This is a genomic window from Parenemella sanctibonifatiensis (genome assembly GCF_002250565.1).
Classification (GTDB): domain Bacteria; phylum Actinomycetota; class Actinomycetes; order Propionibacteriales; family Propionibacteriaceae; genus Parenemella; species Parenemella sanctibonifatiensis.
The window spans coordinates 104,369-131,236 of sequence record NZ_NMVJ01000011.1; the positions used below are offsets into that span (position 1 = coordinate 104,369).

29 protein-coding genes are annotated in these 26,868 nt (G+C 68.0%); 19 read left to right on the forward strand and 10 right to left on the reverse strand.

Going from position 1 to position 26,868, the window contains the following annotated elements:
* The 3 genes from CGZ91_RS13445 to CGZ91_RS13455 all read left to right on the forward strand — a co-directional run bounded on the left by CGZ91_RS13445 (position 1) and on the right by CGZ91_RS13455 (position 3,496).
* Positions 1-801 (forward strand): spermidine synthase, encoded by an 801-nt coding sequence (locus CGZ91_RS13445; RefSeq protein WP_229116637.1) that lies wholly within the window; start codon positions 1-3, stop codon positions 799-801.
* Between the two features lie 310 nt (positions 802-1,111).
* Complete coding sequence (gene trpS / locus CGZ91_RS13450) at positions 1,112-2,140, forward strand: tryptophan--tRNA ligase (RefSeq protein ID WP_094456096.1); 1,029 nt, start codon at positions 1,112-1,114, stop codon at positions 2,138-2,140.
* Between the two features lie 132 nt (positions 2,141-2,272).
* On the forward strand, positions 2,273-3,496 hold the full coding sequence (locus tag CGZ91_RS13455; protein ID WP_179229379.1) for a class I SAM-dependent methyltransferase: 1,224 nt from the start codon (positions 2,273-2,275) through the stop codon (positions 3,494-3,496).
* A gap of 75 nt (positions 3,497-3,571) precedes the next feature.
* Here CGZ91_RS13455 and CGZ91_RS13460 read toward each other — a convergent pair whose 3' ends face one another.
* Positions 3,572-5,155, reverse strand: a complete 1,584-nt coding sequence (locus CGZ91_RS13460) for a DUF222 domain-containing protein (RefSeq protein WP_094455954.1) — start codon at positions 5,153-5,155, stop codon at positions 3,572-3,574.
* 301 nt (positions 5,156-5,456) lie between these two features.
* Positions 5,457-5,711 carry a hypothetical protein gene (locus CGZ91_RS14405; protein ID WP_179229380.1) on the reverse strand — a complete coding sequence of 85 codons (255 nt, stop codon included), beginning with the start codon at positions 5,709-5,711 and terminating at the stop codon, positions 5,457-5,459.
* A 186-nt stretch (positions 5,712-5,897) separates the two neighbouring features.
* Here CGZ91_RS14405 and CGZ91_RS14410 point away from each other — a divergent pair, with 186 nt between their 5' ends.
* Positions 5,898-6,524 carry a sortase gene (locus CGZ91_RS14410; RefSeq protein ID WP_179229381.1) on the forward strand — a complete coding sequence of 209 codons (627 nt, stop codon included), beginning with the start codon at positions 5,898-5,900 and terminating at the stop codon, positions 6,522-6,524.
* A gap of 21 nt (positions 6,525-6,545) precedes the next feature.
* Here CGZ91_RS14410 and CGZ91_RS13470 read toward each other — a convergent pair whose 3' ends face one another.
* A complete protein-coding gene (locus CGZ91_RS13470; protein ID WP_229116638.1) occupies positions 6,546-6,941 on the reverse strand; it encodes a type II toxin-antitoxin system VapC family toxin in 396 nt (131 codons plus the stop codon).
* Entirely contained in the window at positions 6,938-7,183 is a 246-nt protein-coding gene (locus tag CGZ91_RS13475; RefSeq protein WP_094455958.1) for a type II toxin-antitoxin system VapB family antitoxin, read from the reverse strand. The genes CGZ91_RS13470 and CGZ91_RS13475 overlap by 4 nt, the downstream gene beginning before the upstream one ends.
* Before the next feature lie 420 nt (positions 7,184-7,603).
* On the opposite strand from CGZ91_RS13475, the gene pyrE reads away from it, so the two are divergent.
* Complete coding sequence (pyrE, locus tag CGZ91_RS13480) at positions 7,604-8,146, forward strand: orotate phosphoribosyltransferase (RefSeq protein WP_094455960.1); 543 nt, start codon at positions 7,604-7,606, stop codon at positions 8,144-8,146.
* 93 nt (positions 8,147-8,239) lie between these two features.
* The gene (locus CGZ91_RS13485; RefSeq protein ID WP_094455962.1) at positions 8,240-9,067 is read left to right on the forward strand and encodes a LemA family protein; all 828 of its coding nucleotides are present in this window, start codon (positions 8,240-8,242) and stop codon (positions 9,065-9,067) included.
* A 92-nt stretch (positions 9,068-9,159) separates the two neighbouring features.
* Here the strand turns inward: CGZ91_RS13485 and CGZ91_RS13490 are convergent, their stop codons facing one another.
* Positions 9,160-9,540, reverse strand: coding sequence for a hypothetical protein (locus tag CGZ91_RS13490; protein WP_094455964.1), 381 nt, complete (start codon positions 9,538-9,540; stop codon positions 9,160-9,162).
* A gap of 128 nt (positions 9,541-9,668) precedes the next feature.
* Here CGZ91_RS13490 and CGZ91_RS13495 point away from each other — a divergent pair, with 128 nt between their 5' ends.
* A complete protein-coding gene (locus CGZ91_RS13495) occupies positions 9,669-10,286 on the forward strand; it encodes a TrmH family RNA methyltransferase (protein WP_179229382.1) in 618 nt (205 codons plus the stop codon).
* Here the strand turns inward: CGZ91_RS13495 and CGZ91_RS13500 are convergent.
* Positions 10,225-10,869: a DUF6498-containing protein gene (locus CGZ91_RS13500; protein ID WP_094455968.1), complete on the reverse strand. Its 645-nt coding sequence runs from the start codon at positions 10,867-10,869 to the stop codon at positions 10,225-10,227. The genes CGZ91_RS13495 and CGZ91_RS13500 overlap by 62 nt on opposite strands.
* Before the next feature lie 118 nt (positions 10,870-10,987).
* On the opposite strand from CGZ91_RS13500, the gene CGZ91_RS13505 reads away from it, so the two are divergent.
* The 4 genes from CGZ91_RS13505 (at position 10,988) to CGZ91_RS13520 (ending at position 14,614) form a co-directional block, all read left to right on the forward strand.
* Positions 10,988-11,719 carry a GntR family transcriptional regulator gene (locus CGZ91_RS13505; RefSeq protein ID WP_094455970.1) on the forward strand — a complete coding sequence of 244 codons (732 nt, stop codon included), beginning with the start codon at positions 10,988-10,990 and terminating at the stop codon, positions 11,717-11,719.
* A gap of 25 nt (positions 11,720-11,744) precedes the next feature.
* Positions 11,745-12,296, forward strand: a complete 552-nt coding sequence (locus CGZ91_RS13510) for a hypothetical protein (protein ID WP_094455971.1) — start codon at positions 11,745-11,747, stop codon at positions 12,294-12,296.
* 103 nt (positions 12,297-12,399) lie between these two features.
* Complete coding sequence (fbaA, locus tag CGZ91_RS13515; protein WP_094456100.1) at positions 12,400-13,422, forward strand: class II fructose-bisphosphate aldolase; 1,023 nt, start codon at positions 12,400-12,402, stop codon at positions 13,420-13,422.
* A gap of 346 nt (positions 13,423-13,768) precedes the next feature.
* Entirely contained in the window at positions 13,769-14,614 is an 846-nt protein-coding gene (locus CGZ91_RS13520; protein WP_094455973.1) for a PDDEXK family nuclease, read from the forward strand.
* 191 nt (positions 14,615-14,805) lie between these two features.
* Here the strand turns inward: CGZ91_RS13520 and CGZ91_RS13525 are convergent, their stop codons facing one another.
* On the reverse strand, positions 14,806-15,690 hold the full coding sequence (locus tag CGZ91_RS13525; RefSeq protein ID WP_094455975.1) for a serine protein kinase RIO: 885 nt from the start codon (positions 15,688-15,690) through the stop codon (positions 14,806-14,808).
* 245 nt (positions 15,691-15,935) lie between these two features.
* Here CGZ91_RS13525 and CGZ91_RS13530 point away from each other — a divergent pair, with 245 nt between their 5' ends.
* From CGZ91_RS13530 to purB, 7 genes are all read left to right on the forward strand, one after another.
* Positions 15,936-16,379 (forward strand): DUF3151 domain-containing protein, encoded by a 444-nt coding sequence (locus CGZ91_RS13530; protein ID WP_094455977.1) that lies wholly within the window; start codon positions 15,936-15,938, stop codon positions 16,377-16,379.
* 83 nt (positions 16,380-16,462) lie between these two features.
* Entirely contained in the window at positions 16,463-17,389 is a 927-nt protein-coding gene (locus tag CGZ91_RS13535; protein ID WP_094455979.1) for a hypothetical protein, read from the forward strand.
* Positions 17,389-17,766, forward strand: a complete 378-nt coding sequence (locus CGZ91_RS13540) for a GntR family transcriptional regulator (RefSeq protein ID WP_094455981.1) — start codon at positions 17,389-17,391, stop codon at positions 17,764-17,766. Before CGZ91_RS13535 ends, CGZ91_RS13540 begins: the two co-directional genes overlap by 1 nt.
* Positions 17,767-17,823: 57 nt before the next feature.
* Positions 17,824-19,107, forward strand: a complete 1,284-nt coding sequence (locus tag CGZ91_RS13545) for an adenylosuccinate synthase (RefSeq protein WP_094449977.1) — start codon at positions 17,824-17,826, stop codon at positions 19,105-19,107.
* A 14-nt stretch (positions 19,108-19,121) separates the two neighbouring features.
* Entirely contained in the window at positions 19,122-19,478 is a 357-nt protein-coding gene (locus CGZ91_RS13550) for a DUF423 domain-containing protein (protein WP_229116639.1), read from the forward strand.
* Between the two features lie 149 nt (positions 19,479-19,627).
* On the forward strand, positions 19,628-20,902 hold the full coding sequence (gene purD, locus CGZ91_RS13555) for a phosphoribosylamine--glycine ligase (RefSeq protein WP_094455986.1): 1,275 nt from the start codon (positions 19,628-19,630) through the stop codon (positions 20,900-20,902).
* A complete protein-coding gene (gene purB / locus CGZ91_RS13560; protein WP_094455988.1) occupies positions 20,899-22,329 on the forward strand; it encodes an adenylosuccinate lyase in 1,431 nt (476 codons plus the stop codon). The genes purD and purB overlap by 4 nt, the downstream gene beginning before the upstream one ends.
* Before the next feature lie 29 nt (positions 22,330-22,358).
* Here the strand turns inward: purB and CGZ91_RS13565 are convergent, their stop codons facing one another.
* The 3 genes from CGZ91_RS13565 to CGZ91_RS13575 all read right to left on the reverse strand — a co-directional run bounded on the left by CGZ91_RS13565 (position 22,359) and on the right by CGZ91_RS13575 (position 25,651).
* Positions 22,359-23,309 (reverse strand): diacylglycerol/lipid kinase family protein, encoded by a 951-nt coding sequence (locus tag CGZ91_RS13565; RefSeq protein ID WP_179229383.1) that lies wholly within the window; start codon positions 23,307-23,309, stop codon positions 22,359-22,361.
* Positions 23,310-23,445: 136 nt separating this feature from the next.
* Entirely contained in the window at positions 23,446-24,681 is a 1,236-nt protein-coding gene (locus CGZ91_RS13570) for a DUF2207 domain-containing protein (protein ID WP_144276922.1), read from the reverse strand.
* A 64-nt stretch (positions 24,682-24,745) separates the two neighbouring features.
* Positions 24,746-25,651 carry a LysR family transcriptional regulator gene (locus tag CGZ91_RS13575; RefSeq protein WP_094455995.1) on the reverse strand — a complete coding sequence of 302 codons (906 nt, stop codon included), beginning with the start codon at positions 25,649-25,651 and terminating at the stop codon, positions 24,746-24,748.
* A 37-nt stretch (positions 25,652-25,688) separates the two neighbouring features.
* Here CGZ91_RS13575 and CGZ91_RS13580 point away from each other — a divergent pair, with 37 nt between their 5' ends.
* Entirely contained in the window at positions 25,689-26,867 is a 1,179-nt protein-coding gene (locus CGZ91_RS13580) for a phosphoribosylaminoimidazolesuccinocarboxamide synthase (RefSeq protein ID WP_094455997.1), read from the forward strand.
* The last annotated feature ends 1 nt before the right edge of the window (position 26,868 follow it).

Here is a 26,868-nt window from a genome sequence, read left to right on the forward strand (position 1 = left end):
GTGAGTCCGACCTCCCATGAGGTGATCCCGGATCCGGACCGGCCAGGCAGCTGGAAGGTCCGGTTCGGGGTCACCGACCAGTCCTACGTGGATCCCGACGATCCGCGCTACATCGCCTTTGAGTATGTGCAGCGCATCACCGAGCTGCTCGATGCGTGGGCGCCCGAGGGGGAGCGGATCCGGGTGCTGCACATCGGCGGAGGCGGGCTGACCCTGCCGCGGTATGTGGCCGCGACCCGGCCCACCTCCGCCCAGATCGTGCTGGAACCCGATGCGGAGTTGACCGAGTCCGTACGCCGGGTGGTCCCGTTGGGGAAGACCAGCGGGATCAAGGTGCGGCCTGAGGACGGGCGTACCGGGATCGCAAAGATCCGCGAGGCGACCCAAGACGTGGTGATCGTCGACGCGTTCGCCGGCGCCCGGGTGCCGGCCGAGTTGGGAACCGCAGAGTTCCTGGCCGAGGCGGCGCGCGTGCTGGCGCCGGGCGGGATGTTCGTGATGAACCTCACTGACCAGGCGCCGTTTGCGTACGCGAAACGGCTGCTGGCCGGGGTGCGCCAGCAGTGGCCCAACCTCAGCGTGGCGGCCGAACCAGCCACCTGGAAGGGCCGGCGCTTCGGCAATCTGGTGGTCGCGGCCACGGCGGGGACGCTGCCGGACACGACCCGGTCGATGGCCTCGGCGATCTTCCCGCAGCGCCGCTTGGCAGGCAAGAAGCTGGCCGATTGGATCGGCGGGGCGGCGCCGTTCACGGACGCCGACTCAATGCCCTCACCAGAGCCGCCGAACCTGTGGCGGTGATCACATGAGTAAACGAGACTTGCGAACCGCCCAAGGGTGTCCGGAGGCTCTGGTCCATGCCGTCGCGGCTGACGAGATGGCAGGTGTATTTCCCGAGAGCTGCGGGCGATGAAATCGGGTCGAACGACGCCGCATCGCAGCTGTGGTAACACCGCGGCGGAGACGGCCAACTACCCTATCATGCGCCGACGCGTATCGGCTACGCCGGGACGTCAGCCTACGCAAGGCTTGGATTACTCCGGCGCGCCCCAACCTGGTTTGCTGGCGAGTGCGACGCAGGCTCGGCTGCTGCTCGCAGTACACTCTCGGCATGACGGCGCGAAGCACAGAGACGTACTTGACCGGTATCAAGCCGACGGGCGAGCCGCATCTCGGGAACTACGTTGGAGCGATCCGGCCGGCACTGGACCTCGCGGAGCGCGGAGATTCGCTGTATTTCATCGCTGACTATCATGCGCTGAACCAGATCGATGATGCGGAGCGGCTCAGGGGCCTCTCGAGGTCAGTTGCAGCGGCCTGGCTTGCTTGCGGGCTGGATCCTGCGAAGTCGCTAATTTATAGACAGTCTAGCGTGCCGCAGATTTTTGAACTGGCTGTAGTCTTGTCAGCGGTAGCTTCAAAGGGGATGATGAACCGAGCGCATGCCTACAAAGCGGCAGTCGAAAGGAATGAGCGCGCCGGGCGTCAGCCGGATGATGGCGTCAATATGGGCTTATTCAACTATCCCATTCTGATGGCCTCCGACATTCTGCTCATGAACGCAGACATCGTCCCTGTGGGCAGGGATCAGAAACAACATGTCGAAGTAGCGGCAGAGCTCGCGCGTCGGTTCAATAAAAGATATCCGGCGGGTTTCCAGTTGAAGACACCCAGAGTGCATCTCGATGCCAAGGCCCTAGTGGAAATCCCGGGAATCGATGGTCGTAAGATGAGCAAGTCATACGAGAACACGATCCCACTTTTTGCCAGCCCTGAAGCCATCAAGCGCTGCTGCATGAAAATTGTAACGAACTCCCAGAGAGTTCAAGATAGCGCGCGCGAGTCAGTGGTGGTTCAAATTTTGTCGACGGTCGCCTCCGATGATGTGACCTCGCAGATCGTGTCGGCTCTTGAGGCCGGGAGCATCGGTTGGGGAGACGCTAAGGAGGTTCTTTCTAAGCAGCTTATCGAGCGAGTCGAGCCAATGAGGGAAAAATACTTTACCTTGATGGCGGATTCTAGCGACCTTGATGATGTGCTTGACGACGGAGCTCGAGAGGCAAGAAGGCGCGCGGAAGAGACTATGTCCAGTCTTCGCCAATCGATCGGAATCGGCAGGAGTGGCCACGATGTCAGCTAGGCTGGGGTTGCTCTAGCTAGCGTGGGCACTGGATTCTACGCCGTTCAACATTGCCCTTTCAGTTGAAACGTGTCGAGCCGTCAGTGTTCGTTGCCTCGGCGTACGGACGAACGCATTCAACGAGGAGTGATCGTGGACACCGGATACGACCCGACCCCGTTTCGGGACCAATTGATCGCGGAGCTGACCGAGGCAGGGGTCCTGCGTTCGCCGATCGTCGCGAGGGCCTTCGCCCAGGTCGACCGGGCCCAGTTCGTTCCGGAGGTCGATCCGGAGCAGGCGTACAGCACCGGCGTCGTCACGGTGCGCCGCGACGGGACCGGGCGCGGCGTCAGCTCGATGTCGTCGCCCATCGTTCACGCGGCGATGTTGGAGGTGGCCGAGCCGGCGCCCGGGGTGCGGGTCCTGGAAGTCGGCTCCGGCGGTTGCAACGCCGCCTTGCTGGCGGCCTGTGTCGGCGATTCCGGCTCCGTGACGACCACTGATGTTGATCCCGAAATCATCGCCCGGGTGGTGCGGCTCTTCCCCTTTGCACAGTTTCCGACGGTCAGGGCCGAGCTGTGGGATGCATGGGAGTCGGTCGGTCGGGCCGATGGCGAGTTCGACCTGATCGTGGTCACGGTGGAGTGTCCGACCCTTCCCGACAGTCTGCTGGCCAGCTTGGCCCCAGGCGGCCGCATCGTCGCACCGGTCACGATCCACGGCGTACGCAAGTGCATTGTCCTGGATCGCCTCGCTGACGGGCTGCGGGGGCGAGTGGAGTTCGACTGCGGTTTCGTCGCCGCACGGGGTCACGGGGCGGGGGAGTACGACACCCGCGCCGTCCGGGAGACCGGGGAGCACACCTTGGTCCTGCGCGAAACCGGTGTGCCGGCGCCGTCGGAGAAGGAACTTCTCAGCAGCGGCACGATCCTGAGCGCAGAGGACTCGGGCATCTCGCTGGCGGTGGACCGATCCCCCAGCGACCTGTGGTTGTGGATGTTCTCCGAGATTGCCCCGATGGCGAGTTGGGCAAGCCTGGGCTCGAGGCGCCTCGACGGCTTCACGGGGGTGTCGCCGTTGGGTACGCCGGTGCTGTCCGATCGGGATGGTTTCGCATTCTTGGGCTGGCCGGGACCGGTCCGCGAGCAGGTGGACCGGATTGACGTCCCGGTCAGGGGCGGCGGCGCGACGGGGCCGGACCTTGCGCGGCGACTCGCCGAAGCTGCCGCGTCGTGGCTGGAGGCGGGTGAGCCGGGGCGTCCGGAATGCCTGCTGGTGCCACGGGATGAGCCGAGCCCGATTGACGGCCCGACCACGTTTCGATCCAGCCTCGGCGCGACAGCTGACCTCGTGGTCAAGCGGGCGGAGGGCTGACATCGGACCACGATGGCTACGAGCTGCTGTGGCGCCCACGAGCAGCCTTACAGCCCCCGTGGAGTACAGGGGCTGTCAGGGGTTGGATCCCGGTCGACGCCTCAGGCCGCGGCTGGCACGGTGAAGGACTCGGTCGGGTCGTGGATCTGCCAGGTGTGGCTGGGGGTCACGAGGTAGACGAAGTTGAGCGGCGAAGTCCAGATGAAGATGCCGGGGCAGGGTTGGGCGACGCGCCAACGGGCGTGGGTGTGGCCGCCGAGTGAGGGGGCCGAGGTTGCCGGGGCGGGTCAGCGGCAGGTCATCGTCGGGTGGATCTCGATCCGGCAGGACATCAAGTGGATCCTCGTGTGGAGAACCGCCGTCGGGGGAGCCGTCGCCCGGTGGCCCGTCCTCGGGGACGGCGGCCGGTCGTGGTGGTGCCCAAGGGATGGTGTGGTCGATGTCGAGGTTTCTGCTGTTCCTCGTGGAGAAGGGGAAGACTGAGGTGGGGTTGCGCAGGGCGATCCATTCGCGCATGGCTTCGGGGATTTCGTACGCCTCGGTCGCCCACTTCTGATCTGGTGCCAACACGGGCCGGACGGTGACATGAGAGTCGGCCAACAGCTCGGTCAGCCAGGTCGTGAGGACGGGCCCGACGCCTTCCACTCGGGCGATGCCGCCGTCCTTGAGGCTGGCGTCGGTGACGTGCACGATCAGTTGGGCCCTGGGGAGCAGCTTGATCGGATCGACGGTGACCTGGCCGCAGGTGTGCGCGGGTGAGCTGGCCATCGGGCAACCGATCCCGAGGCTGGGCTCCTGCCCGACCTCGGACCTGGGGGCATCAACGTCGGTCGCGGCCAGTTCGGTGTCGTCGAGGGTGTCGATCAGCGATTCCTGGAGGAGGTGCAAGGCTCGGGCCGGGGTGGCGAGGATGCCCAGCGCGAGCGCCCGGCGTACGTCGCGAGGATCCATCGTGTCGGAAGCTTCATTGCCGGCTTTGCGGAGTTGGGCCTGGCCCACGATGGTCGCGATCCGATTCAACTGGGCGTCGAGGTGGATGGCGGTGGGCACGTCCACGCTGGCATGGATTTCGCGGGTGACACCTTCGCCGAGGCGATCGATGTACACATGACGGCGGGCCAACTCGGCATCATGAGCGGTCTGCGCGGCCTCAGGACTGTGCTTCAACACGATCGCGTCGATCATGTTCTCCAGTGCTCGCTTGCCCATCGAGGCCCCGAACCCCGCCACCTGGGCATCAATTCGGGCACACAGCTCGACGGGCAGGTCGCTGGTCTTCCCGACCAGGTGCCGGACCTGCCACACCCGCAGCCGCCCCTCACCCAGCACGGCCCACGTCTTCGGAAACCGGCCTCGCAACGCCAACGCGTCTGCGACCAGAGAATGGGCTTCCTCCTCCGGCATCCCGAGGGCCGCTCCGAGCTCGAGGACGCAGAACTCGGCGACCAGCGGCGTACCCTCGCCACCGAGCCGAAGCAGGCGCTCGCCGAACGACACCACTCCGTTGGGGTATTCGATCGCGTGCCAGTCCTTGTCATAGAGGTCGGCGAACTCGGCGGCCTGCATGAACTCCCGCGCCTCCGCCTCCAATTTGGAGGCCTTCGCAGCACGGATCTTCGAGATCACATCGAGGGCGGCTGTGGTGTGAGGGTCCGTCACTGGATTCACCTCCCTGAGGGGTTCGAGCAGGTGTTCGATTGAATGGCTTCAGGCTACGCGTTATCACCGACAAAAACTAGGGGTTCAGGCCTTCAATCGAACAAATGTTTGACCTGGGGGCGGGAGGGTCATGGCGGCGTGTGCAGAAACGACTGGCAGATCGACCGATCTGCAGCCAGCGTGCACAGCGGCGGAACTAGTCGTCGTCTCTGCACGCTCTGGGGTGCTGGGCTTCGACGCCCGGCCCACGAAAAGACTGAGCCCCCGGAAAGCTCCGGGGGCTCAGTGGCAACTGTTGGTCTCAGCCGTGGCCGTACGACCCATACCACGTGCCATCCCGCGAATCGCGGATGCACCACGAGATGCCGTCGATGCGTACGCCAGCGTCGCGGCGTTCATCGACCTCAGTTCGCAACACCGCATTGCACTCGGCACGGGTGTCCCCACTGACCATCGAGCCGCCGCCCGCCTCAGCGGGCGCCGACATGACCATGCTGCCGACCAGAAGTCCGCCTCCTGCAGCGAGTCCAAGGGCGCGCTTCAGGGTGGTCTTCATCGTCATTCACCTCCTGGGCAGTTCACGATCCCTGCGGGAACGAGGACCTGCCCTCTTGGTTTCTCCCCGACCGAGCGACAAGCGGATTGCCGCTCGTCCATGGCGCTAGGCGCTACCTCGGTTGCGGGTCACCTCCGAAACGACGGTTGGAATGAACCACTCGCGATGGGGCGTCATACTGATGCGGTGACCGCACGCTCCCGCTTCTCCTTCGCCGGCCTCCTGGCCGGCGTTCTCGCGTTGGCGCTGCTCGCGACGGCGGGCTGGGTGGCGTACAGCTATCTCCTCACCGACGAACCGGCCCGCGAACGGCAGCAGGTCGCGGTCGCGCAGTTGGAGGACGGCGGACTGGTGGACGGTACGCCGACCGTGGGCGAGCCGGCGTGGCTGCTGCGGATCCCGCGGCTCGGCGAGGACTGGGTGATGCCGGTTCTGGGTGGCACCGAGGATGACCAACTCAACTCGGGTGTCGGCTGGACTGAGGGCAGCGGGGTGCCCGGCGAGCACGGCAATGTCGTCCTCACGGGTCATCGGATCACCAACGGCGAACCGTTTCGCCAGTTGCTGACTCTCGAGGTCGGCGACGAAGTCATTCTCGAAACCGCGAGCTCGACCTACATCTATGTCATCCACGTCGCCCCGGCCGACCTGACGGTCGACGCCGGGGACAGTTGGGTCCTGGACCAGCTGCCCGGCGGCGCCGGCAGCCACCCGTCCGAGGAGCTCCTCACCCTCATCACCGCCCAGGATCTGTTCTGGTCACCCGACCGGGCCGTCGGTTTCGCGCACCTGGTCAGCACCGAACCGCGCTGAGCGCGCGCACCGCTGGCCTCGTCATGAGCCCAGCGCGTCGCCTACGTCGGTCCGACGGAAGTCGTCCCCTTTGAAGAGCAGCGGCAACCCGCGTTGCTGGGCGAGCGCGTACGCGAAGCAGTCGCCGAAGTTGAGCCCGGCCGGGTGGCGCCCCTTTCCGAATCGCCGCCACGCCCGGACCGCGCCATCGGCCAAGTCAGCATCGACTGGGACGATCTCCTCGATCGCTCCCTCGATCAGCAACTGCAGGTCTCGTGCTGCGTCCAACCCTTGGCGAGACTCAACGACAATTGCCGCCTCCACGAGGTTGGCGGCGCAAAAGATGCCGGCCGACGCTTCGAGCGCAGCAAGCATCTGCTCAGCCTCCGGCTCGCCGAGGACCACGGCCACGAGGGCGGAGCTGTCGACCGCGATCATCGGGGCATGCCGTCGTCGCCGTAGCCAAGGATCGCGTCCTCGGAATCGCGGGTAAGGACCACCCGGGCCCGGCCACGTCGGATGATTCCGCTCAGATCGGGTCGTGGGCTGCGGCGGCGCCGGACGGCGGCGAGACGCTCCTCAATCGAGCGTTTGAGGGCGACGGTGATGCTCTCGCCGGTGAGCGCCGCGAGCTCGCGTGCGAGTCGATCCGTATCGGGGTCCTTGATGTTCAGCGCCATGACAGGAAGATTAGCAGGAAGAACACCTCCCATGAATCTTCCTGCGGTCTGAGTTACACGTGCCAGGCCCGCATCCTCGCCGCCCGACCCTCACCGGCGACAGCTGGGTTCTGGGACCAACTGTCCGCGGGGCCGGCCACCACCCTCCGAGGAACTCCTCACCCTCATCACCGCCCAGGATCTCTTCTGGTCACCGGACCGTGCCGTCGGTTTCGCGCACCTGGTCGGCACCGAACCGCATTGAGTGACACCGAACCGCGTTGACGCGCGCAAGACGTGCAGTCGATTCGGCAGGAGGCCCGTTTCAGGGCTGGTGTGAGCATCGACTGCACGCCATGCGCGTGAATCCCTTGACGGTGGGCGAGGATGTCGCTCCCATGGTCCGGGCGCCCCGCGCCTCGCTGCTCTAGGGTTTGACCCATGTCCGACCGTGATCAGCTCATCGAGGCCGTCAAGGACCTCGCCGTCGTCCATGGCCGCGTGACGTTGGCCTCCGGTGCCGAGGCCGACTACTACGTCGACCTGCGCCGGGTCACCCTCGACGGTGCCGCTGCGCCGCTGGTGGGCCGAGTGATGCGGGAGCTCACCGCCGACCTCGACTTCGACGCGGTCGGCGGCCTCACACTGGGGGCCGATCCGGTTGCCACCGCCATGCTCCACGCCGCCGCCGCGGCCGGGGAGCGGCTGGATGCCTTCGTGGTACGCAAGCAGGGCAAGGCCCACGGCCTGCAGCGCCGCATCGAGGGCGCCGAGGTCGCTGCCCGCAAGGTCCTCGTCGTGGAGGACACCTCCACCACCGGCGGCTCCGTGCTGACCGCGGTCGAGGCGTTGCGGGAAGCCGGCGCCGACATCGTCGCCGTCGCCACGGTCGTCAACCGTGGGGATGCCGCCCGGCAGGCGATCGAAGCGGAGGGCCTGGCGTACCGCTCGGCCCTCGATCTGACCGACCTCGGCCTGGCCTGACGCGGACCAGGGACAGCGACTTCTACTCCCGCTGGCCGGGCCCACCCGCTACGCTGGTTTTCGCCAGGCACTACTCACACAGATGGGGCACCCATGGAATTCCTGATCGGTACGGTCGTCGTTCTGCTGATCATCGCAGTCATCGTCGTCATCGCCGGCTTCAGCATGTACAACTCGTTCGTGAAGTCGCGCAACCTCATCCAAGAGTCCTGGCGCCAGATCGATGTCGAGCTCAACCGTCGCTACGAGTTGATCCCCAACCTGGTGGAGACCGTCCGCGCGTTCGCCTCGCATGAGCGCAACACCCTCGAGGACGTCACCCGGCTGCGCAACCAGGCCCAGAACATCGCCTCCCACGAGGGCGCGATGCCGTCCGAGCAGCGCGCCCAGGTGGAGGAGCAGCTCTCCGGAGCGGTCCGCAACCTGATGGTCAGCGTCGAGGCCTACCCCGAGCTGAAGTCCAATGTGAACTTCCTCGAACTGCAGAAGCAGCTCACCGAGACCGAGGACCGGATCGCGGCCGGCCGGCGCTTCTACAACGCGAACGTGCGGGCGTACAACACCAAGGTCGAGTCGATCCCCTCGAACATCATCGCCAACATGGCGCACTTCGAGAAGGCGACCTACTTCGAGGTCAACGACCCGCAGGTGCGCCAGGCACCCGACGTCAACTTCGGTGAGATCGCCTACCGCGGCGACGAGCGGCGCGCCCCGCAGCAACAGCAGCAGGCGCTGCCGCAGCAGCAGTCCGGCGACCTGCCCAACCCGCAGCAGTTCCAGCAGCAGCCGCAGCAGTTCCAGCAGCAGCCGCAGCAGTTCCAGCAGCAGCCGCAGCAGGCACAGCCGCAGTACCAGCAGCAGCCGCAGCAGAACCAGCCCCCGCAGCAGAATCAGCAGTGGAATCAGGGCCCGCAGCAGTGAGCTGACCCCCTGATCAACGCGACTGATCAACACGAAGGACCGGCCCTCGGGCCGGTCCTTGGTGTTTCTGGGAACTGTGGTCGGGGCGTACGTCAGCGGTCGCGACGCTCGTCCCGGGCGTCCTTGAAACGCCCGGCGATCGGTAGCGCCAGGTTGACCAGCCCGATGCCCAACCAGGTCACCAGGACGCCCGGGAACTGGGCAAAGATCGCCGCGGGGATCGACAGTGGCACCGCGACCACGATGCTGATGATGCCCAGCGCCAGCTGATAGCGCATTCGAGACCTGGCCAGCCGCTCCCTGGCGTCGGCCGACCGCGACAGCATTCTGGCGCGTTCGTCGACGACCTTTTCGATCTTGGCGGCGAAGGATTCGACCACCGCCGGTTCGAGTTCGGCGCCCAGGTGCTGGCGGGCGCCGAGGGTCGCCTCGTAATCCTCGAAGTCGATGCGTTGGTCGTCACGATCCGCCATGCGCCCATCCTCCCACCCGCGGCAACCCGCTATTGTCACGGCTCGTGACGGACGACGCGTGCACCACGCCACACTCGATTGCCGAAACCGGGCCTCAAGGCGGGGCGGAACGTATCGAGAGTGAATTGGTGCACGCCGAGGTCGGCGTCGGCCCGCATCCGCAGCCGTGGCCCACTGACGACCGCCTCGATCCCGAGCTGCTCGCCGCAGGGGACCGGCGCAACGTCGTGGATCGTTACCGCTATTGGCGGATGGAGGCGATCGTCGCCGACCTCGCCGCCGAACGGGCCGCGCTCACCGGCCGCGAGCTCCACATCGCCATCGAGAACTGGGAACACGACTTCAACATCGGATCCATCGTGCGGACCGCCAACGCGTTCAACGTCGCTGGTGTCCACATCATCGGCCGCCGCCGTTGGAATCGCCGCGGCGCCATGGTCACCGACCGCTACCTGCAGGTGCGCCACCATCCCGAGGTGGCGGGGTTCGCGGCGTACGCCGACGAGAACGACCTGACCCTGATCGGCGTCGACAACCTGCCCGGCTCGGTGCCGCTCGAGACCGAGGCGCTGCCGCCGCGCTGCTGCCTGGTCTTCGGGTCCGAGGGGCCGGGGCTCAGTGAGGAACTGGTCGCCGCCTGCGTACGCCTGGTGGCCATCACCCAGTACGGCTCCACCCGATCGATCAACGCCGGCGCCGCCGCCGCGATCGCGATCTACGCCTGGAGCTCCCGCCACCGCGCATGAACCGGGCTGACAGAAGGCCGTCGGACGCAGCCGGTTTGAGGGTGGCGCGGATCTCGATGATGACCTTGACGCCCAGCAGGATCGCGAGCACCACCTCGGGCGTGAAGAGCCGGTCGCCCGACACCATCAGCCACCACGCCACGATGATGCTCACGTGCAACACGACGACGCGCGGCGCCGGATAGCGAGCGGCCTGTTCCGCCGTCGGCTTCTCGTCGCTGGCGGCCCAGCCGGCGATCTCCACGCCGTACCGGATCACCAGCAGCGCCAATGGCAGCCCCAGCGTCATCGCGCCGAGGTCGACGCCCAGACGCCAGGCGAGGATGGCGGTGAAGATGCCGTGGACGAAGCAGAAGAAGAGGTAGTTGAGCGGCCGGAACCACGCGCCCCGGCTGGTGCCCTGCTGCCGGCGGGTCGCCGAGGTGGCCTGCACCAGCGCGAACACACAGATGATGACGTTCTCGACCCAGAACATCACCAGGACGTTGCCGACCGGCCAGCCCCACAACAGGACACCCGCGGCCTGGACGAGGGCGAGGGCAATGATCCCGCCGATGGTGGCGAGTTGGCGAGTCCGCGGCAAGGATCCTCCTGTGGCTGAGCGGTCGGTGCCCCCCATTGTTCCAGCGACCGGTGGCAGGTGTCGGCGCTCCCCGCGCCGACGGCGTACAGGCCATAGACTCAGCACCCAAGGAGAGCACATGACCCAGATCGACGGCACCAAAGTCGCCTCGAAACGTGCCCAGGTGCGGGCCCTGTTGGAGAAGCGGATCGCGGCAGACCTGCGCCCCGGGGACCCGATCGACTCCGAACGCGCCCTGGTCCGCGAGCTGGGTGTCTCGAGGGTGACCGTACGCCAGGCGATCGCCCAGCTGGTCGAGGACGGGCTGCTGGAACGTACCCACGGCAAGGGCACCTATGTCACCGGCCCGCGGGTCAACAGCCGGCTGCACCTGATGTCCTTCTCGCGGGAGATGCGGGCTCGAGGCTTCGAACCGGCCACCGAGGTGTTGGAGGCCGTCGAGGTGACGGCGCCCGAGGAGGTCGCCGAGGCGCTCGATGCCGAGCCCGGGGCTCGCTTCACCCGCGTGGAACGGCTCCGGTTGGCCGACGGCACCCCGATGGCGCACGAGGTCGGCTACTATCCCGTCGCTGCTTTTCCGGGGCTGGCGGCTCACGAACTGGCCTCGCTGTACGACGTCTTCGCCGCCGACTACGGCGTGGTGGTGACCCGCGGTGAGCAGACCGTACGCGCGGACTCCGCCGACGAACACCGGGCGCGGATGCTGCAGGTGACCCGGCGGGCGCCACTGTTGGTGCAGCAGCGGGTCTCCTATGGCGGCGACCTGCCGATCGAGTACGCCACCTCCTGGTATCGCGCCGACCGCTACCAGATCCACTCCACGATCACGCCTCGCGGCACGTCCTCCTGAGGCCCGCGCGTACGAAAGGACCACCGTGACCATGCCCGACGGCACCTCTTCCCCGGACCGATCCATCGTTCGCCACAACGCCGAACCGGCCCATGCCCGGGCCGCTGCGCGCGGTGCGGCACTGAAGATGCGGGTCATCACTTCGATCATCACGGTGGTGCTCGTGGTGGTGCTGTGGTTCATCATCGGACAGTCGATGGGCCCGAGTTTCTGGTGGCTGGGTGGCTCGCTGCTGATCGCGTCGGCCGTCTGGCTGGTCGTCGCCGTGGTGCGCTGGCAACTCGCCAAACGTGCCGCCGCGGCGATCCCGCACGGCGAGCCGGCGCTGGTGATCTCCCGGCGCGGGCTGGAGCTGCCCGGTGAAGGGGAGGTGCAGGCGTACGCCTGGGAGGAGCTGGGGTCCTTTGCCGCGAAGTCCTCCATTCGGGGTGACCAACTGATCATTCAGCCCCGCCAGGGCGAGCCGACCGTACTTCCGCTCAACGACCTCGACACCATGCCCGGCGACCTCGATCAGATCGCCCGCGCGCTGTCGACGGGCCGGTTCGGGCTCGACACCGGTGGTCTCGGCGCCTAGCCGTACCCAGTTGTCGGGGCGAGGGGCGGGACGGCCCACCCCGAGGTTGGTCGACGTGAAAGACTGAGGGTGTTCCGCCGTCGAAGAGAAAGAGTGCATGGCGATGCCCATTGCGACCCCTGACGTTTACGCCGACATGCTGGACCGCGCCAAGGCCGGCTCCTTCGCCTACCCAGCGATCAATGTCTCCTCCTCCCAGACCCTTCACGCCGCCCTGCAGGGCTTCGCCGAGGCCGGCAGCGACGGCATCGTCCAGGTCTCGACCGGTGGCTCGGAGTACCTCTCCGGCCCGACCGTGAAGAACATGGTCGACGGAGCGGTGGCGCTGGCGGAGTACGCCCACGTCGTGGCGAAGAACTACCCGGTCAACATCGCGCTGCACACCGACCACTGCCCCAAGGAGAAGCTGGACGGCTTCGTACGCCCGCTGCTCGACATCTCCACCGAGCGCGTGAAGAACGGCGGGCTGCCGCTCTTCCAGTCGCACATGTGGGACGGTTCGGCGGTGCCGGTCGATGAGAACCTCGAGATCGCCAAGGACCTGCTGGCTGCCTGCGCCGCCGCGAACGTCATCCTCGAGATCGAGGTCGGCGTCGTGGGTGGCGAGGAGGACGGTGTCTCCCACGAGATCAACGACAAGCTCTACACCACCGTCGAGGACGGCATGAAGACCGTCGAGGCGCTCGGCGCCGGCGAGAACGGCCGCTACATCACCGCGCTCACCTTCGGCAACGTGCACGGTGTGTACAAGCCGGGCGCGGTGAAGCTGCGCCCCGAGGTCCTCAAGGAGATCCAGGACGCCGTCGGCCAGAAGATCGGCAAGGACAAGCCCTTCGACCTGGTGTTCCATGGTGGTTCTGGCTCCACGGCTGAGGAGATCAGCGCGGCCGTGGATCACGGCGTCATCAAGATGAACATCGACACCGACACCCAGTACGCCTTCACCCGCCCGGTGGCTGAGCACATGTTCCGCAACTACGACGGCGTACTCAAGATCGACGGCGAGGTCGGCAACAAGAAGCAGTACGACCCGCGCGCCTGGGGCAAGGCCGCCGAGGCTGGCATGGCCCAGCGCATCGTTGAGGCCTGCGAGCAGCTGCGTTCCGCAGGCACGCACCAGGCCTGAGCGACCGGAGCTCCCAGCCGGCTCGGCTGAACGGCATTGACTGGCGGGTCCCCTCGGGGGCCCGCCAGTGCCATGTCCGGATGCCGCGTGGGGCTGGGCTCGGAGGAATCTGGTCGTGAGCTGTCCCTCGACGCGTCGATCTGCAAAGTAACGCCGTTTCTCGGGATCGAGGGGCAGCTGGTGACCACGTGGTGCCGGGGAGACGTTGGCGTCGGGACGGGGGTTGTCCTCGGTCAGGTGTTGTCCGAGACGGGTCCGGTGTTGTTCATCTGCGCCAGGTGTTGTCCGCTTTTGAGCAAGGCTTTTCTGTCAGCGGCTCGGGCGTCGGCTCCGGTATCAGTGGGGCATGGACGAACTTGAGGCGTGGCTCGAGGATCACGGCGCCGTGTCAGTGCGGCGCGCGCCACACCTGCTCAACCGGATCCGCAGTGGGGTGCGGGCGGGGCGCCTGGTCCGCGTGTTGCACGGGACCTACGTTCCTGCGGGCGCGGAGCGGGACTGGCGTACGCTCGCCTCCGCAGCCGTGCAGCACGACCCGCGCAACGTGATCGTGGGTGCGGCCGCCGCGGCGCTCACGTACTGGCGGGAGCGGCCCGTCTCCACCGTGGCGGTGGCATCGCCCGTCCGACCCGGTCGGGTCCCCGGCTTCGACTTCCGCAGGCAGTTCGTCGACCCACACCATGTTGTGGGCCAGGTCGCCACCGATGCCTGGGCGGCAGTGGATCTGATGCCGCAGGATGGGCCCAGTGCCGTCGATCGACTTCGTCGTTCCCGCGTGGTCAACAAGAAGGAACTCCAGTCAGTGCTGGCATCGATGCCCGGTCGGCGCGGCAACGCCGAGCGTGCGGCGCTGATTGCCGCGGACGCCTGGTCGGAGGCGGAGCGGATGGCCCACGAGCAACTCATCTCAGCCGGGATCGGGGGCTGGTATCCGAACTGCGAACTGCACTTGGGCGATGACTCGGTCTTCGCCGACCTCTGGTTTCCTCGTGCGAGGTTGGTGGGCGAGATCGACGGCTGGGAGTTCCACGGGACGCGGGAGGCCTTCGAGAAGGACCGGTTCCGCGATTCCGCGCTCCTGCGGCACGGGATCCGCAGCGTACGGATCACGTGGGAGATGCTCTGCAACCCTGATTACCTTCCGGACCTGGTGCGGGGCCTGCTGCACCGACGCCGACGCCGGGCGGTGTGAAGGCAAACGGCGCGGACCGCGCCAGCGGGGCGGCGTGAAGGCAAACGGCGCGGACCACGCCCGCGGGGCGGCCGCGGTTCCCGCTGGTCGACCCGGGTCGGGCTCGGCAGATCTGGTCGTGAGCTGCCCCTCGATGCGTGGATCTGCAAAGTAACGCCGTTTCTCGGGATCGAGGGGCAGCTGGTGGCCACTCAGCGTTGGCGCGCGTCGGTGGCCCATTCCTCCGGGTCGGCAGTCCCTTCGGGGGCGCCATGGGCGCGTAGCCAGGTGCACACATTGACGCAGTCGCGCTCCAGGAATCGGTCGGCGTGCGGGTTGGAGATCAGGTCGATCACTTGGGGCACGTCGATGACCACCAACTGTTCGCCGTCGCCACGCGGGTCCACCAGGATGTTGTACGGGGACAGGTCGCCGTGCACCAGGTGCAGATCTGCCAACCCCACCACGAACGTGCGCAGCTGCCGGGCCCACTCGGCCGCCAGTTCGGGCTCGGGCCGGGCGTCCTGGAGCCGCGGCGCGGCGATGGCGCCGCGCTCGTCGTCGGTGCCGACGAACTCCATGCACAGCTCGGTCCCGACGATCTGCACCGGGTAGGGGACCGGCAGTCCGGCGGCCCACAGCTGCTTGAGGGTGTCGAATTCGGTACGCGCCCACTGCAGCGCGGCGACCTCCTTGCCGAAGGCGGTGCCGCGGGCCATCGCGCGGCCGGCTCGGGAGTCCGTCACCTTGCGGCCGTCGGCGTACTCACCGGAGCGATGGAAGGTCACCTGGTCGCCGCTGCGATAGCGCTTGGCGATCATGAGGACGGCCTCGCCGGCGGCGCCGGTGCGGTCCTCGGGTGGGATGCCGCGCTCGATCAGGTAGGCGTCGGCCTCCTTGCCGGTCTTGAGGATGCCCAGCTCGGTGTCGATGGCGCCGTCGTGCTGCACCACCCAGTCGGGGAAGGGTTTCGGTCCGCGGTCCAGGGTGCGGGCCGTTTCGGGCCAGCTGGACCAGCGTTGGTCGTCGGCCAGGTCGACGGACTCTTTGGCATGGAAGTCAGCGAGAAAGGTGTCCCAGTCGAAGGACGGTGTCATGAAGGTCTCCTGAGGGAGGCGGCCCGCCCCGACTCAGGTTGTCCTGAGTCAGCGGGAGGCCGTGGGAAGGTAAGGCATGGCAGCGTGGAACGTCGCAACAGCCATCACGTCCTCCTTCCCTCGGGTGCGCCTCAGCGTAGGGCCGCCCGGCTCGGGTGGGGAAGTGATTTTCGACCCCGCTCACCGGTCAGGCCGCGCGCGCAGGTACGCCGACGGTGCGGACTGGGCCCGAGTAGGCTGGCGGCATGAGCGACACCCACGAGAATCTCCTCGCGAACGCCCAGCCGCAGACCAAGCTCCCGGTGGATCCGGCGATGGCCGAATTGGTCGACCATGGCAAGGACCGGTTCTCCGAGGTGGTGTGTGCACATCCGGAGTCCTCCCTGGTGTGGGCGATCTTGGCGGAGGGCGCGCTGAGCGCCAACAGCCGCGAGGCCGACATCACGGCATACGCCTATGCCCGCACCGGTTATCACCGCGGGCTGGACGCTCTGCGCCGCGCCGGCTGGAAGGGGTCGGGCCCGATCCCCTGGGAGCACGAGCCCAACCGTGGTTTTCTCCGTGCGCTGTGGGCGCTCAAGGTGGCCGCCGACCGGATCGGTGACACCGAGGAGTCCGCACGCTGCGCCCAGTTCCTGCGCGACAGCTCGGCCACCGCGTACGAGGAGCTCGCCGGCTCCGAGGGCTGAGGGGGTCGCACCTCCAGCGCTTGTGTTGCTACAGACCTTTTGTATTGATACATTGATTGTGTCAACACAAACGGAGGTTCGACATGAGCAGTATCTTCACGTACGCGATCATCGGGTTTGCGATCGTCCTCGCCTCGGCTCCGGTCACCGGCGGGGGCCGCGGCAAGCTCGACACCAAGCAACTGAAGAAGCTCGCCAATCGGGAGCGGCTGCCGCTGCCCGACGAGCTGCAGCTGCGGGTGGTCGCCCGGATCCGGCAACGCGAGAAGCTCTCCTTGTCCTGGGGAGTTGGCGGCCTGGTGGTCGGCGCCGCCCTCGGCGTCATCATCGACGCCATCGCCACGACTGAGGTCGCCCCCGTCGGAGTGATGTTCGGCGCGGCCATGGGCATGACGCTGGGCAGCTGGCGGGCCGTCATCCGCGATCCCGGGACGTTCCGCCGGGATGCCCCGCGGGTGGCCAGGGCGCAAGCAACCGAGGTCAGCGACTACACCACTGCCGCAGAGATGTGGGCCGTACGCCTGGTGCCGGTCGTGGTGGTGATCTCGCTGCTGGTGATGGCCGGCGTGTGGTACTTCACGCTGCTGCGTCCCGCCGGCGGGCTGCTGGTGCCGATCGCGTGGACGCTGGCGGCGGTGGTCCTGATGGGGCTGTGCGGTTGGCTGGTCCGGATGCGCAACGACGTCGTCGAACGGCCCCAGCGGGCGGCCAGCGACCTCGAGTTGGCCTGGGATGACGCCCTGCGCGGCGCGGCGATCCGCGACCTGCAGGACTCGGTGGTCGCCGCGGGGATGGCGCTCTCGGTGGGTATCGGGGTGTCGGCGATGAACTGGCTCCTGCCCCACAGTGTGCGCGACGGCAACGAGCAGCTCACCGCGACCATCGCGGTGGTCGGGGGCGTCGCCATTCTGGTCTGCCTTGTCACGCTCGGCATCGTCTGGGCGGCCGGCCGGCTCACGGCCAACCCCTCGCGCCGGCTGTGGGCCGGGACGGCTTTCGAGGTGCTGTGATGTTGGTCGTGGATCCGCGCTCGTCGGTCCCGCCGTTCGAGCAGTTGCGCAGCCAGCTGATGGCGCAGATCGACTCGGGTGAGCTTCCTCCGGCGAGCAAGCTCCCGCCAGTGCGCAGGCTTGCCGCTGATCTGGGGATCGCCCCCAACACGGTGGCCCGGGCCTACCGGGAGCTTGAGGCGGCTGGCTACGTCCGCGCAGCGGGCCGCAATGGCACCTCGGTGGTGGGGCCGCAGCGGCAGCCCCACGCCGGCGCCGAGGCTGAGGCGTTCAGCGCGACCCGGGCGTACGTGGCTCGGATGCGGGAGCTGGGGCTGGGGCGTGAGGCGATGGTCAGCCAGCTGCGTCGGGTGCTGGCCGAGGTCGAGGGAAGTTAGACTGCTCCGGTAAGAGCCCGGGCATGTTCCGGGCTTGTCTGGTGAAAGGCGGCGGCGATGCCCGGCGTAATTGTGATGGGCGCCCAGTGGGGCGACGAAGGCAAGGGCAAGGCCACGGATCAGCTGGGTGACCGGCTGGACTACTGCGTGCGCTACTCCGGCGGCAACAACGCGGGCCACACCGTCGTCGTCGGCGGTGAGAAGTACGCCATGCACCTGCTGCCCTCAGGCGTCCTCAACGCCAACTGCACCCCGGTCATCGGCAACGGTGTCGTGGTCGACCTCGACGTCCTCTTCCAGGAGATCGACGGGCTCGCCCAGCGTGGCCACAACCTCGACCACCTGTTGGTCTCGGCCAATGCGCACCTCATCACCCCGTTCCACCAGACATTGGACAAGGTGACCGAGCGTTTCCTCGGCAAGCGCAAGATCGGCACCACCGGTCGTGGCGTCGGCCCGGCGTACGCCGACAAGGTCAACCGGATCGGCATCCGGGTCCAGGATCTTTTCGACGAGTCGATCCTGCGCCAGAAGGTCGAGGCCTCGCTGGACCAGAAGAACCAGTTGCTGGTGAAGGTCTACAACCGGCGCGAGCTGGATCCGGTGCAGATCACCGAGCTGCTGCTCTCCCATGCCGAGCGGCTGGCGCCGATGGTCACCGACACCACCCGGGTGCTCAACGACGCTCTGACAGACGGCAAGGTGGTCCTCTTCGAGGGCGCCCAGGCGCATCACCTCGACGTGGATCACGGCACCTACCCCTACGTGACCTCCTCCAGCCCGACCGCCGCCGGTGCGTGCACCGGTACCGGAGTGGGGCCGACCCGGATCGACCGGGTGATCGGGATCGCGAAGGCGTACACCACCCGCGTCGGCGAGGGGCCGATGCCGACCGAGCTGCTGGGCGCCGACGGTGAGAAGCTGCGTACCGATGGTGGCGAGTTCGGTGTCACCACCGGGCGCAAGCGCCGGTGTGGCTGGTTCGACGCCCTGGTCGTCGAGGCCGCCGCGACCATCAACTCCTGCACCGACCTGGTGCTGACCAAGCTGGACGTGCTGACTGGCTGGGAGAAGCTGCCAGTCTGTGTCGGCTACGAGATCAACGGCGAGCGGGTGGACCGGATGCCGGTCTCGCAGTCGGACTTCCACCACGCCAAGCCGATCTATGAGGAACTGCCGGGCTGGAACGAGGACATCACCGGCGCCCGCGAGTTCGACGAGCTGCCGGCCAATGCCCAGGCCTACGTCAAGCGGCTCGAGGAGTTGTCCGGTTGCCGGATCTCGGCGGTCGGCGTGGGGCCCGGCCGGGAGCAGACGATCATGATCAACGACCTGCTCTGATGCGGCGTACCGGGATGGCCGCCGCGACCGTGATGGTTGCCTTCGGAATTGCCGTCGGAGCGTTCGGCGCGCACGGCCTCAAGGCGATCGTCACTGACGAGGGCCTGCTGGCGAACTTCGAGACTGGCGCCCGTTACTGGATGTACGCCGCCCTGGCGCTGCTGGCCCTGACGGCAGTCGGGATCTCCCGCTGGGCAGCCGGGCTGCTGGCCGGCGGCGCCGCGATCTTCGCGGGTTCGCTGTGGCTGATGGCCTTCACCGGCGCCCGCTGGTTGGGGGCCATCACGCCGATCGGCGGGGTCGGGATGATCGCCGGGCTGGTGCTGGCGGCGGTCGGGCTGTACCGCGGTCGCACGCCAGCCACGGACTGATCCGGCCGGAGTTGTCCACAGTCGGGCTGGTTTTCGCCGGTGGACGCCGAAATCATCGAGTTCTCCACAAGGGTTGTCCACAGCTGAGCCCGGTTCTTCACAGGTTGCTGGCGTCAACGCCCACGGCTGTCACCCGGTAGGCTCGCGCCGTGAAGATTCTGGTGTTGGGTTCGGGTGGACGGGAACACGCGCTGGCGTGGGCGCTGCAGCGCGACGAGGCGGTCGCCGAGGTGCATGTCGCCCCGGGTAATCCGGGCACCGAACAGGTCGCCACCAACCATCGGCTCGATCTGTCCGATCTGGACGCCGCCGTCGATCTGGCCCGTGACCTGGCCGTCGACCTGGTCGTTGTCGGCCCCGAGGTGCCACTGGTCGCCGGCATCGCCGATCGACTCCGGGCCGCCGAGATCCCCTGCTTCGGCCCCAGCAAGGCCGCCGCCCAGCTCGAGGGCAGCAAGGCGTTTGCCAAGGACGTGATGACCGCGGCCGGCGTCCCCACCGCCCGGGCCCGGGTCTGCACCACTGGCGCCGAGGTCGCCGCCGCACTCGATGAGTTCGGTGCGCCCTACGTGGTCAAGGACGATGCGCTGGCTGCCGGCAAGGGCGTCGTGGTCACCGAGAGCCGCGATGCCGCGCTGGCCCACGCCAACGGGCTGACCCGGGTCGTGGTCGAGGACTACCTCGACGGCCCCGAGGCCAGCCTGTTCGTCATCACCGACGGCGAGACGGCGGTGCCGCTGCTGCCTGCCCAGGACTTCAAGCGGCTCGGTGACGGTGACGAGGGTCCCAACACCGGCGGGATGGGGGCGTACAGCCCGCTGCCGTGGGCGCCCGAGGACCTCGCCGAGCAGGTGCTGGAGGAGGTCGTACGCCCGACGCTGGCCCAGATGCGCGACCGCGGCACCCCCTTCAGTGGGCTGCTCTATGTCGGCCTGGCACTCACGTCCCGCGGCCTGCGGGTGATCGAGTTCAACGCCCGCTTCGGTGACCCCGAGACTCAGGCGATTCTGCCCCTCATCACCGACGGATTGGCCCTCAACCTGCTGGCTGCGGCGACCGGGCGGCTCGCCGAGGCGCCGCCGCTGAGCTGGTCCGACCAGTACGGGGTGGTCGTGGTGATGGCCTCCGACGGCTACCCGTGGGACCCGCGTACCGGCGCGCCGGTCCAGGTGCCCAGCCCCTTCCTCGCGGATGGTCGGCTGGTCTTCCACGCCGGCACCGCGATGGCGGAGGACCAGCTCGTCACTTCCGGCGGCCGGGTGCTCGGCGCGGTCGGCATCGGCGAGGACCTCACCCAGGCCCGGGAGCGGGCGTACGCCCAGGCGCTCGCCGTGCACTTCCCGGGCTCGGTGACGCGCAGCGACATTGCGCGTCAGGCCGCCGATGCCCAACAGGCCGGCCGTAGCCCCTATCAGGAGCAGTGATGATTCCCGACGTACTCGCCAACCGCTACGCCTCGGCGCAGATGCGCGAGCTGTGGTCCCCTGAACGCAAGATTGTCGCCGAACGACAGCTCTGGCTGGCCGTGCTGGAGGCGCAACGTGACCTCGGCGTGGACTTCGGGGATGTCGATCCGGACCAGGCGCTGGCCGACTATCGCGCGGTTCTGGAGCAGGTCGACCTGGACTCGATCGCCGAACGCGAGAAGGTCACCCGGCACGACGTCAAGGCGCGCATCGAGGAGTTCAACGCGCTCGCCGGGCACGAGCAGATCCACAAGGGCATGACCTCGCGGGACCTCACCGAGAACATCGAGCAATGGCAGGTGCGGTCCAGCCTGGTGCTGATCCGCAGCCGTGCCCGGACCGCGCTGGTCCGGCTCGCGGACCTGGCGGCTCGGTACGCCGACCAGCCGATCGCCGGCCGTTCCCACAACGTCGCCGCCCAGGTCACGACGCTGGGCAAGCGGTTCGCCTCGGCCGCCGAGGAGTTGCTGATCGCCCACGACCGGCTCGACGAGCTGATCGCGCGCTATCCGGCGCGTGGCATCAAGGGGCCGGTCGGCACCAGCCAGGACATGCTCGACCTGCTCGACGGGGACGCCGACAAGCTCCGCGAACTCGAACAGCGGGTGGCCGCCCACCTCGGCTTCAGCCAGGTCCTCACCAGCACCGGTCAGGTCTATCCGCGTTCGCTGGACTTCGACGCGGTGACGGCCCTGAGCCAGATCACCGCCGGTCCCAGCAGTCTGGCGACCACCATACGCCTGATGGCTGGGCAGGAACTGGTCACCGAAGGTTTCCGGCCCGGGCAGGTCGGCTCCTCGGCGATGCCGCACAAGATGAACACCCGTTCCTGCGAGCGCGTCAACGGCCTGGCCGTCATCAGCCGCGGATTCGTGTCGATGGTCGGTGAGCTGGCCGGTGACCAGTGGAACGAGGGCGACGTGTCCTGTTCCGTTGTACGCCGGGTGGCGCTGCCGGGCGCCTGCAACGCGGTGGACGGGATGTTCGAGACGTTCCTGTCGGTGCTGGAGGACTTCGGCGCCTTCCCCGCCGTGATCGGCGCCGAGCTGAATCGTTATCTGCCCTTCCTCACCACCACCAAGGTGTTGATGGCAGCCGTACGCCGCGGCGTGGGCCGGGAGCAGGCACACGAGGCGATCAAGGAGCACGCGGTCGCGGTCGCCCTGGCGATGCGCGAGGACGGTGCGGACAACGATCTGATGGACCGGCTCGCCGGGGACGATCGGCTCGGCTTGAGCCGGGAGGACCTCGCCGCGCTGGTGGCCGAACCGCTCGAGCTCACCGGCGCCGCGACCGCGCAGGTCGCGACCCTGGTGGAACGGATCGGCGCGATCGCCGCGGCCGACCCGGACGCGGCGGCGTACCGGCCGGGCACCGTCCTCTGAGGGTCGCGCTCGCGCCGACCACTGCGCTTTCAGGCGGGGACGCGGACCCGCAGCGCGGAGGCCTTGACCTCACAGCGGAAGCCGCGGACCTCGCCGACCAGGTCGCCGTCGATTTCGGCGAGCTGCGGTTCCCGGAATTGGATCTCCACCACCTCGCCCTGCAGATAGCGCAGCGCGTGGGTGTCGGAGGTCCGCGCGGTGATCTTGCGGCCGATCTCGGTGCGCCGCAGCACGCCGTTCTCGAAGATGACCTTGCTGGCGATCTGGAACCAGCCGCCGGCGCCGCGGGGCCGCAGCGTCACGACGTCGAGCAGCCCGTCGTCGATCTCGGCATCGGGCAGCAGCACCACGTTGCCGGGCAGCAGTCCGCAGTTGCCGACCATCACGGTGTGGGCATGGTTGGTGTGCCAAGACCCGCCGTCCATCCGCAGCCGGACCGCGACATGGTCGGTCCCGATGAAGGCGGACACGATGCCCTGGATGTACGCCAGCCAGCCCGCCTTGGCCTTGGCATCATCGTCGGTCCGGTCGACCATCTGAGCGTCGATCCCGATCCCGACCGCCACCATGAAGGTCTCGGTGCGTTCCTCGCCGTGCGGGTCCACCAGCGTCACTCGGCCCAGGTCGACGACCTGGTCGGTGCCGGTGAAGGCGGTCTGGACGGCGGCCGCCTGCTGCAGCGGCACCCCCAGATTGCGCGCCAGCAGGTTGCCGGTGCCGGCCGGGATGATCGCGAAGCTCGCGTCGGTCTCGCTGACGGCCTGGGCCGCCGCCCGGATGGTGCCGTCGCCGCCGGCGGCCAGCAGCAGGTCGGCGCCGTTGCTGAGGGCGCGCTCGGCAGCAGCCAGGCCGTTGTCGTCCGGGTCGGTCTCCAGCCATTCCACCGGGGTGTCGCCGGCGGCGTCGCTGACGGCCTTCTGCAAGGCGTCGAGGTCGACCTTGGTGGGATTGTGGACCACGGCGACCCGATCAACGGGCACAGCACGATCAACGGGCGCGTCATGACGTACGGACATGGCTGGTCTCGATTCTGTAGGCTCGACGTCAAGGCAGGCGAGCGATGGGTCGGTGGTGAGCCGATGGAATGAGGGTAGGGCCTGCTGCTGCAGCAGGTGATCAGAGGTCGCAGCCGTCGCAACCGTCAAGGTCGCAGCCATCCAGCAGGCCGCCGATGCCGTCACCGGAGCCGACGAACTCGCCGATACCGTCAGTGACACCGCCCAACGCCTCGCCGATGTCGAGTCCTTCCAGACCCTCGAACAGCGACCCGGCGTCGAGCAGGTCGGCCAGGATGATCGCGTCGGTCAGGCCGTCCATGACGAGGTAGCCGACGTCAAACCAGGTCAGGTCGTAGCCGACGTCGTAGCCCTCGTGCTTCGCGCGCTTGGCGACCTCACCGAAGAGCTTGGCCCACCGATCCGCCAGCCCGAAGACGATCGCGTAGGGCAGGTAGCGGCTGAAGATGTCGGCGGCCTCTTCGAACTTGATCTGGTTGGCCTCGGCGGTGGCGATGTACTGCTGGAAGCCCAGCGTCTGGATCCGGACCGCGGTGCCTTCGGCGGTGCGCGGCGTACGCCCGCGGCCCCCGAACACCAGCAGTGCGATCGCGGAGGCGACCACCATGCCGCCGGCGATCCAGCCGATCGGTGAGCCGGCCTGCATGCCACCGACGCCGAGCAACAGCATCAGCGGGATGCCGACCACCAGCATCACGACGCCGAGACAGCCCACGCCCTTGCCGCCGGCACGGGGATGGTCCGTGTACCAGTTCTGGTTGACGACTTCGCGATAGAGCTCGACCTGGGCGTCCTTGAGGGCCTGCCCGTGGCGACCGCTGAGATCCGACATCCGGATCTGCGGGCCGTGGCTGAAGAGAGCGTGCAGCAGCAGCGACTCGAACCGTGCCAACTCCTGGCCGGCGGGTCGGTTGCTGCGAGCCAGCAACCAGTCGGGCTTCTCCTTGCCCTTGCTCTTGCCCTGCGGCTGAGGCTGCGCCGGCTGGCCCTCGGTCTGCGGCCCGTTCAGCGGGGTGATCTTGAGGTAGCCGCGGACCGCCAGGTCGATGATGGTGGCGGTCACGTCGCGCCCATCGGCCTTGCCGTCGACGACCGTGCCGGCCAGCCCCGGGGCAACCCCGGCGGGCGGAGCGAACTGGACTGCCACCGGTCCGGCGTACTCGGTGCCCGGCACCTTCTCGCGGCGGACGGTGGTGCCCGGCGGCGGGAACTGGCCCGGGGTGATGTCGGCGAAGATCTCGTCGCGACGGCCGCGGCGTACGGCGATGATTCCCCAGATGGTGAGCGCCATGACGACTGCGCCGCCCGCCAAAAGGATCATTTCGCCTGTTGTCACCGCGGGCTCCTTCGTTGTGGTGGTGGGCCGAGCCTACCGGGGTGGTCCCAGCGGGTCCGCGAGTTCAGACGACGGAGAGACCGTCGCTGACCTGGGCCAGCTCGGCCGCACTGGTGACCAGGGCGTCGCGCAGCTTCTCGGGCACCGGCCGGTCCTTGCTCCAGACCAGACTCAGCGTCCGCTCGGGGCCGCCGATGACCGGCCTGATGGTGACGCCGTCGGTACAGGTCAGCGCATTGAGCGCGGGCCGCAGTGCCACGCCGGTGCCCGCGGCGACCAGCCGAAAAGTCATCCCGACGTCGTCGGTGGAGCAGACCAAGTCGGGGGTGAAGCCCTGGGCGGCCGTGCTCTGGAGCACCTCGTGGCGGCAGGTCGGGCATCCGACGATCCATGGTTCTTCGGCGAGCTCGCTCAGCTGGACCGGGCCGGTCTCGCCGGCCAGCGCATGCCTCTCGGGCAGCAGCAGTACGAACTCCTCGCGTGCCAGGGCGAGCGACTCCAGGTCGGTGGGCAACTCCTCGTCGGGGTAGGTGAAGCTGACCGCTGCCACGCAGTGGCCGGTGCGGACCAGGTCATAGTTGTGCGGCGGTTCGGCGTCGACCACCTCGATGCTGGTGCCCGCGGCCACCAGCTCGGTGACGGCACCGGCCACCAGTCGGGCGCTCGCGGTCGGGAAGGAGGCCAGTCGCAGCCACGCGGCGCTGGCGCGGGCCTCGGCGTCGCGGACGTCTTCGCGAGTGTGCTGCCAGGCGGCCAACAGGCTCTCGGCGTGGCCGAGCAGCTCCACGCCGGCGGCGGTCGGGCGTACGCCGCCGCCTTCGCGCAGGAACAAGCGCACGCCCAGCTGCTGCTCCAAAGACTTGATCTGCATGCTGACCGCGGGCTGGGTGATGCCCAGACGGCGAGCGGCACCGGAGAAACTGCCGGCCTGGGTCACTGCCACGAAGCACTCGAGAAGCTTGGATTCCACTGCTCCAACCTACCCGGTGACGGTAGGCTGCGAAGCGATGAATGAGCAGCCTGAGGTTTCCGACCTGCCCCTCCTGCATCGCGGCAAGGTGCGGAGCCTGTACGCCCGCCCCGACGGCACCATCCTGATGGTCGCCAGCGATGCCATTTCTGCCTTCGACCATGTCCTCAGTCCGGCGATCCCCGACAAGGGCGCGATCCTCACCGCGATGTCGCTGTGGTGGTTCGAGCAACTGGCCGACCTGGCCCCCAACCATGTCATCTCCACCGAGGTCCCCAGCCAGGTCGCCGGCCGGGCGCTGGTCTGCGAGAAGCTCGACATGGTGCCGATCGAGTGCGTCGCCCGCGGCTATCTCACTGGTTCCGGCTGGCTCGAATACCAACAGCACGGCACCGTGTGCGGCATCGACCTGCCCGCCGGCCTGGTCGACGGCGCCCGGCTGCCCGAGCCGATCTTCACCCCGGCCACCAAGGCCCCGATGGGGGAGCACGACGAGAACATCGACTTCGCCACCGCCGCCGGGATCGTCGGCGAGGAGCTCGCCACCCAGCTGCGTGACCTGACCCTGGAGCTGTACGCCCGGGCCGAGGAGATCGCTCGCCAGCGCGGCATCATCCTGGCCGACACGAAGGTCGAGTTCGGGCTGCGCGCCGACGGCACCATCGTGCTTGCCGACGAGGTGCTCACCCCGGACTCCTCGCGCTTCTGGGACGCCGAGACCTGGGACGGCACCGCCGCCCCGGAATCCTTCGACAAGCAGTACGTGCGCAACTGGCTCAGCCGCGAGTCCGGCTGGGACCGGCACGGCACCGACGCTCCGCCCGCACTGCCCGCCGAGGTCGTCGCTGCGACCCGGGAACGTTATCTGCAGGCGTACGAACGCCTGACCGGTGAGCCGTTCGTGCCCGCCGGAGCCGTCGACGAGGCCCCGTCTGTCGATCAGGATAGGATCGCTGCCATGGGGCGCGTTGTCGTGGAGGTCATGCCGAAGCCGGAGATCCTGGACCCGCAGGGGAAGGCCATCTCGCAGGCACTGCAGCGGCTGGGGTACCAAGGTCTGTCGGTACGCCAGGGCAAGCGGTTCGAGATCGAGGTCGAGGGTGAGGTGACCGCCGAGCGGCTCGAGCAGATCGAGACCGCAGCCGAGCAGTTGCTCGCGAACACCGTCATCGAATCCTTCGTCGTGCGGGCCGAGTCGGCCGAGAGCGACAAGTGAC

Bases quoted from the DNA above. Each gene is read 5' to 3' on its own strand.
- trpS (WP_094456096.1), top strand. From the start codon at position 1,112: ATGACGGCGCGAAGCACAGAGACGTACTTGACCGGTATCAAGCCGACG.
- CGZ91_RS14405 (WP_179229380.1), bottom strand. From the start codon at position 5,711: ATGAAGACCACCCTGAAGCGCGCCCTTGGACTCGCTGCAGGAGGCGGA.
- CGZ91_RS13470 (WP_229116638.1), bottom strand. From the start codon at position 6,941: ATGATCGCGGTCGACAGCTCCGCCCTCGTGGCCGTGGTCCTCGGCGAG.
- CGZ91_RS13475 (WP_094455958.1), bottom strand. From the start codon at position 7,183: ATGGCGCTGAACATCAAGGACCCCGATACGGATCGACTCGCACGCGAG.
- pyrE (WP_094455960.1), top strand. From the start codon at position 7,604: ATGTCCGACCGTGATCAGCTCATCGAGGCCGTCAAGGACCTCGCCGTC.
- CGZ91_RS13485 (WP_094455962.1), top strand. From the start codon at position 8,240: ATGGAATTCCTGATCGGTACGGTCGTCGTTCTGCTGATCATCGCAGTC.
- CGZ91_RS13490 (WP_094455964.1), bottom strand. From the start codon at position 9,540: ATGGCGGATCGTGACGACCAACGCATCGACTTCGAGGATTACGAGGCG.
- CGZ91_RS13505 (WP_094455970.1), top strand. From the start codon at position 10,988: ATGACCCAGATCGACGGCACCAAAGTCGCCTCGAAACGTGCCCAGGTG.
- fbaA (WP_094456100.1), top strand. From the start codon at position 12,400: ATGCCCATTGCGACCCCTGACGTTTACGCCGACATGCTGGACCGCGCC.
- CGZ91_RS13520 (WP_094455973.1), top strand. From the start codon at position 13,769: ATGGACGAACTTGAGGCGTGGCTCGAGGATCACGGCGCCGTGTCAGTG.
- CGZ91_RS13525 (WP_094455975.1), bottom strand. From the start codon at position 15,690: ATGACACCGTCCTTCGACTGGGACACCTTTCTCGCTGACTTCCATGCC.
- CGZ91_RS13530 (WP_094455977.1), top strand. From the start codon at position 15,936: ATGAGCGACACCCACGAGAATCTCCTCGCGAACGCCCAGCCGCAGACC.
- CGZ91_RS13535 (WP_094455979.1), top strand. From the start codon at position 16,463: ATGAGCAGTATCTTCACGTACGCGATCATCGGGTTTGCGATCGTCCTC.
- CGZ91_RS13540 (WP_094455981.1), top strand. From the start codon at position 17,389: ATGTTGGTCGTGGATCCGCGCTCGTCGGTCCCGCCGTTCGAGCAGTTG.
- CGZ91_RS13545 (WP_094449977.1), top strand. From the start codon at position 17,824: ATGCCCGGCGTAATTGTGATGGGCGCCCAGTGGGGCGACGAAGGCAAG.
- CGZ91_RS13550 (WP_229116639.1), top strand. From the start codon at position 19,122: ATGGCCGCCGCGACCGTGATGGTTGCCTTCGGAATTGCCGTCGGAGCG.
- CGZ91_RS13580 (WP_094455997.1), top strand. From the start codon at position 25,689: ATGAATGAGCAGCCTGAGGTTTCCGACCTGCCCCTCCTGCATCGCGGC.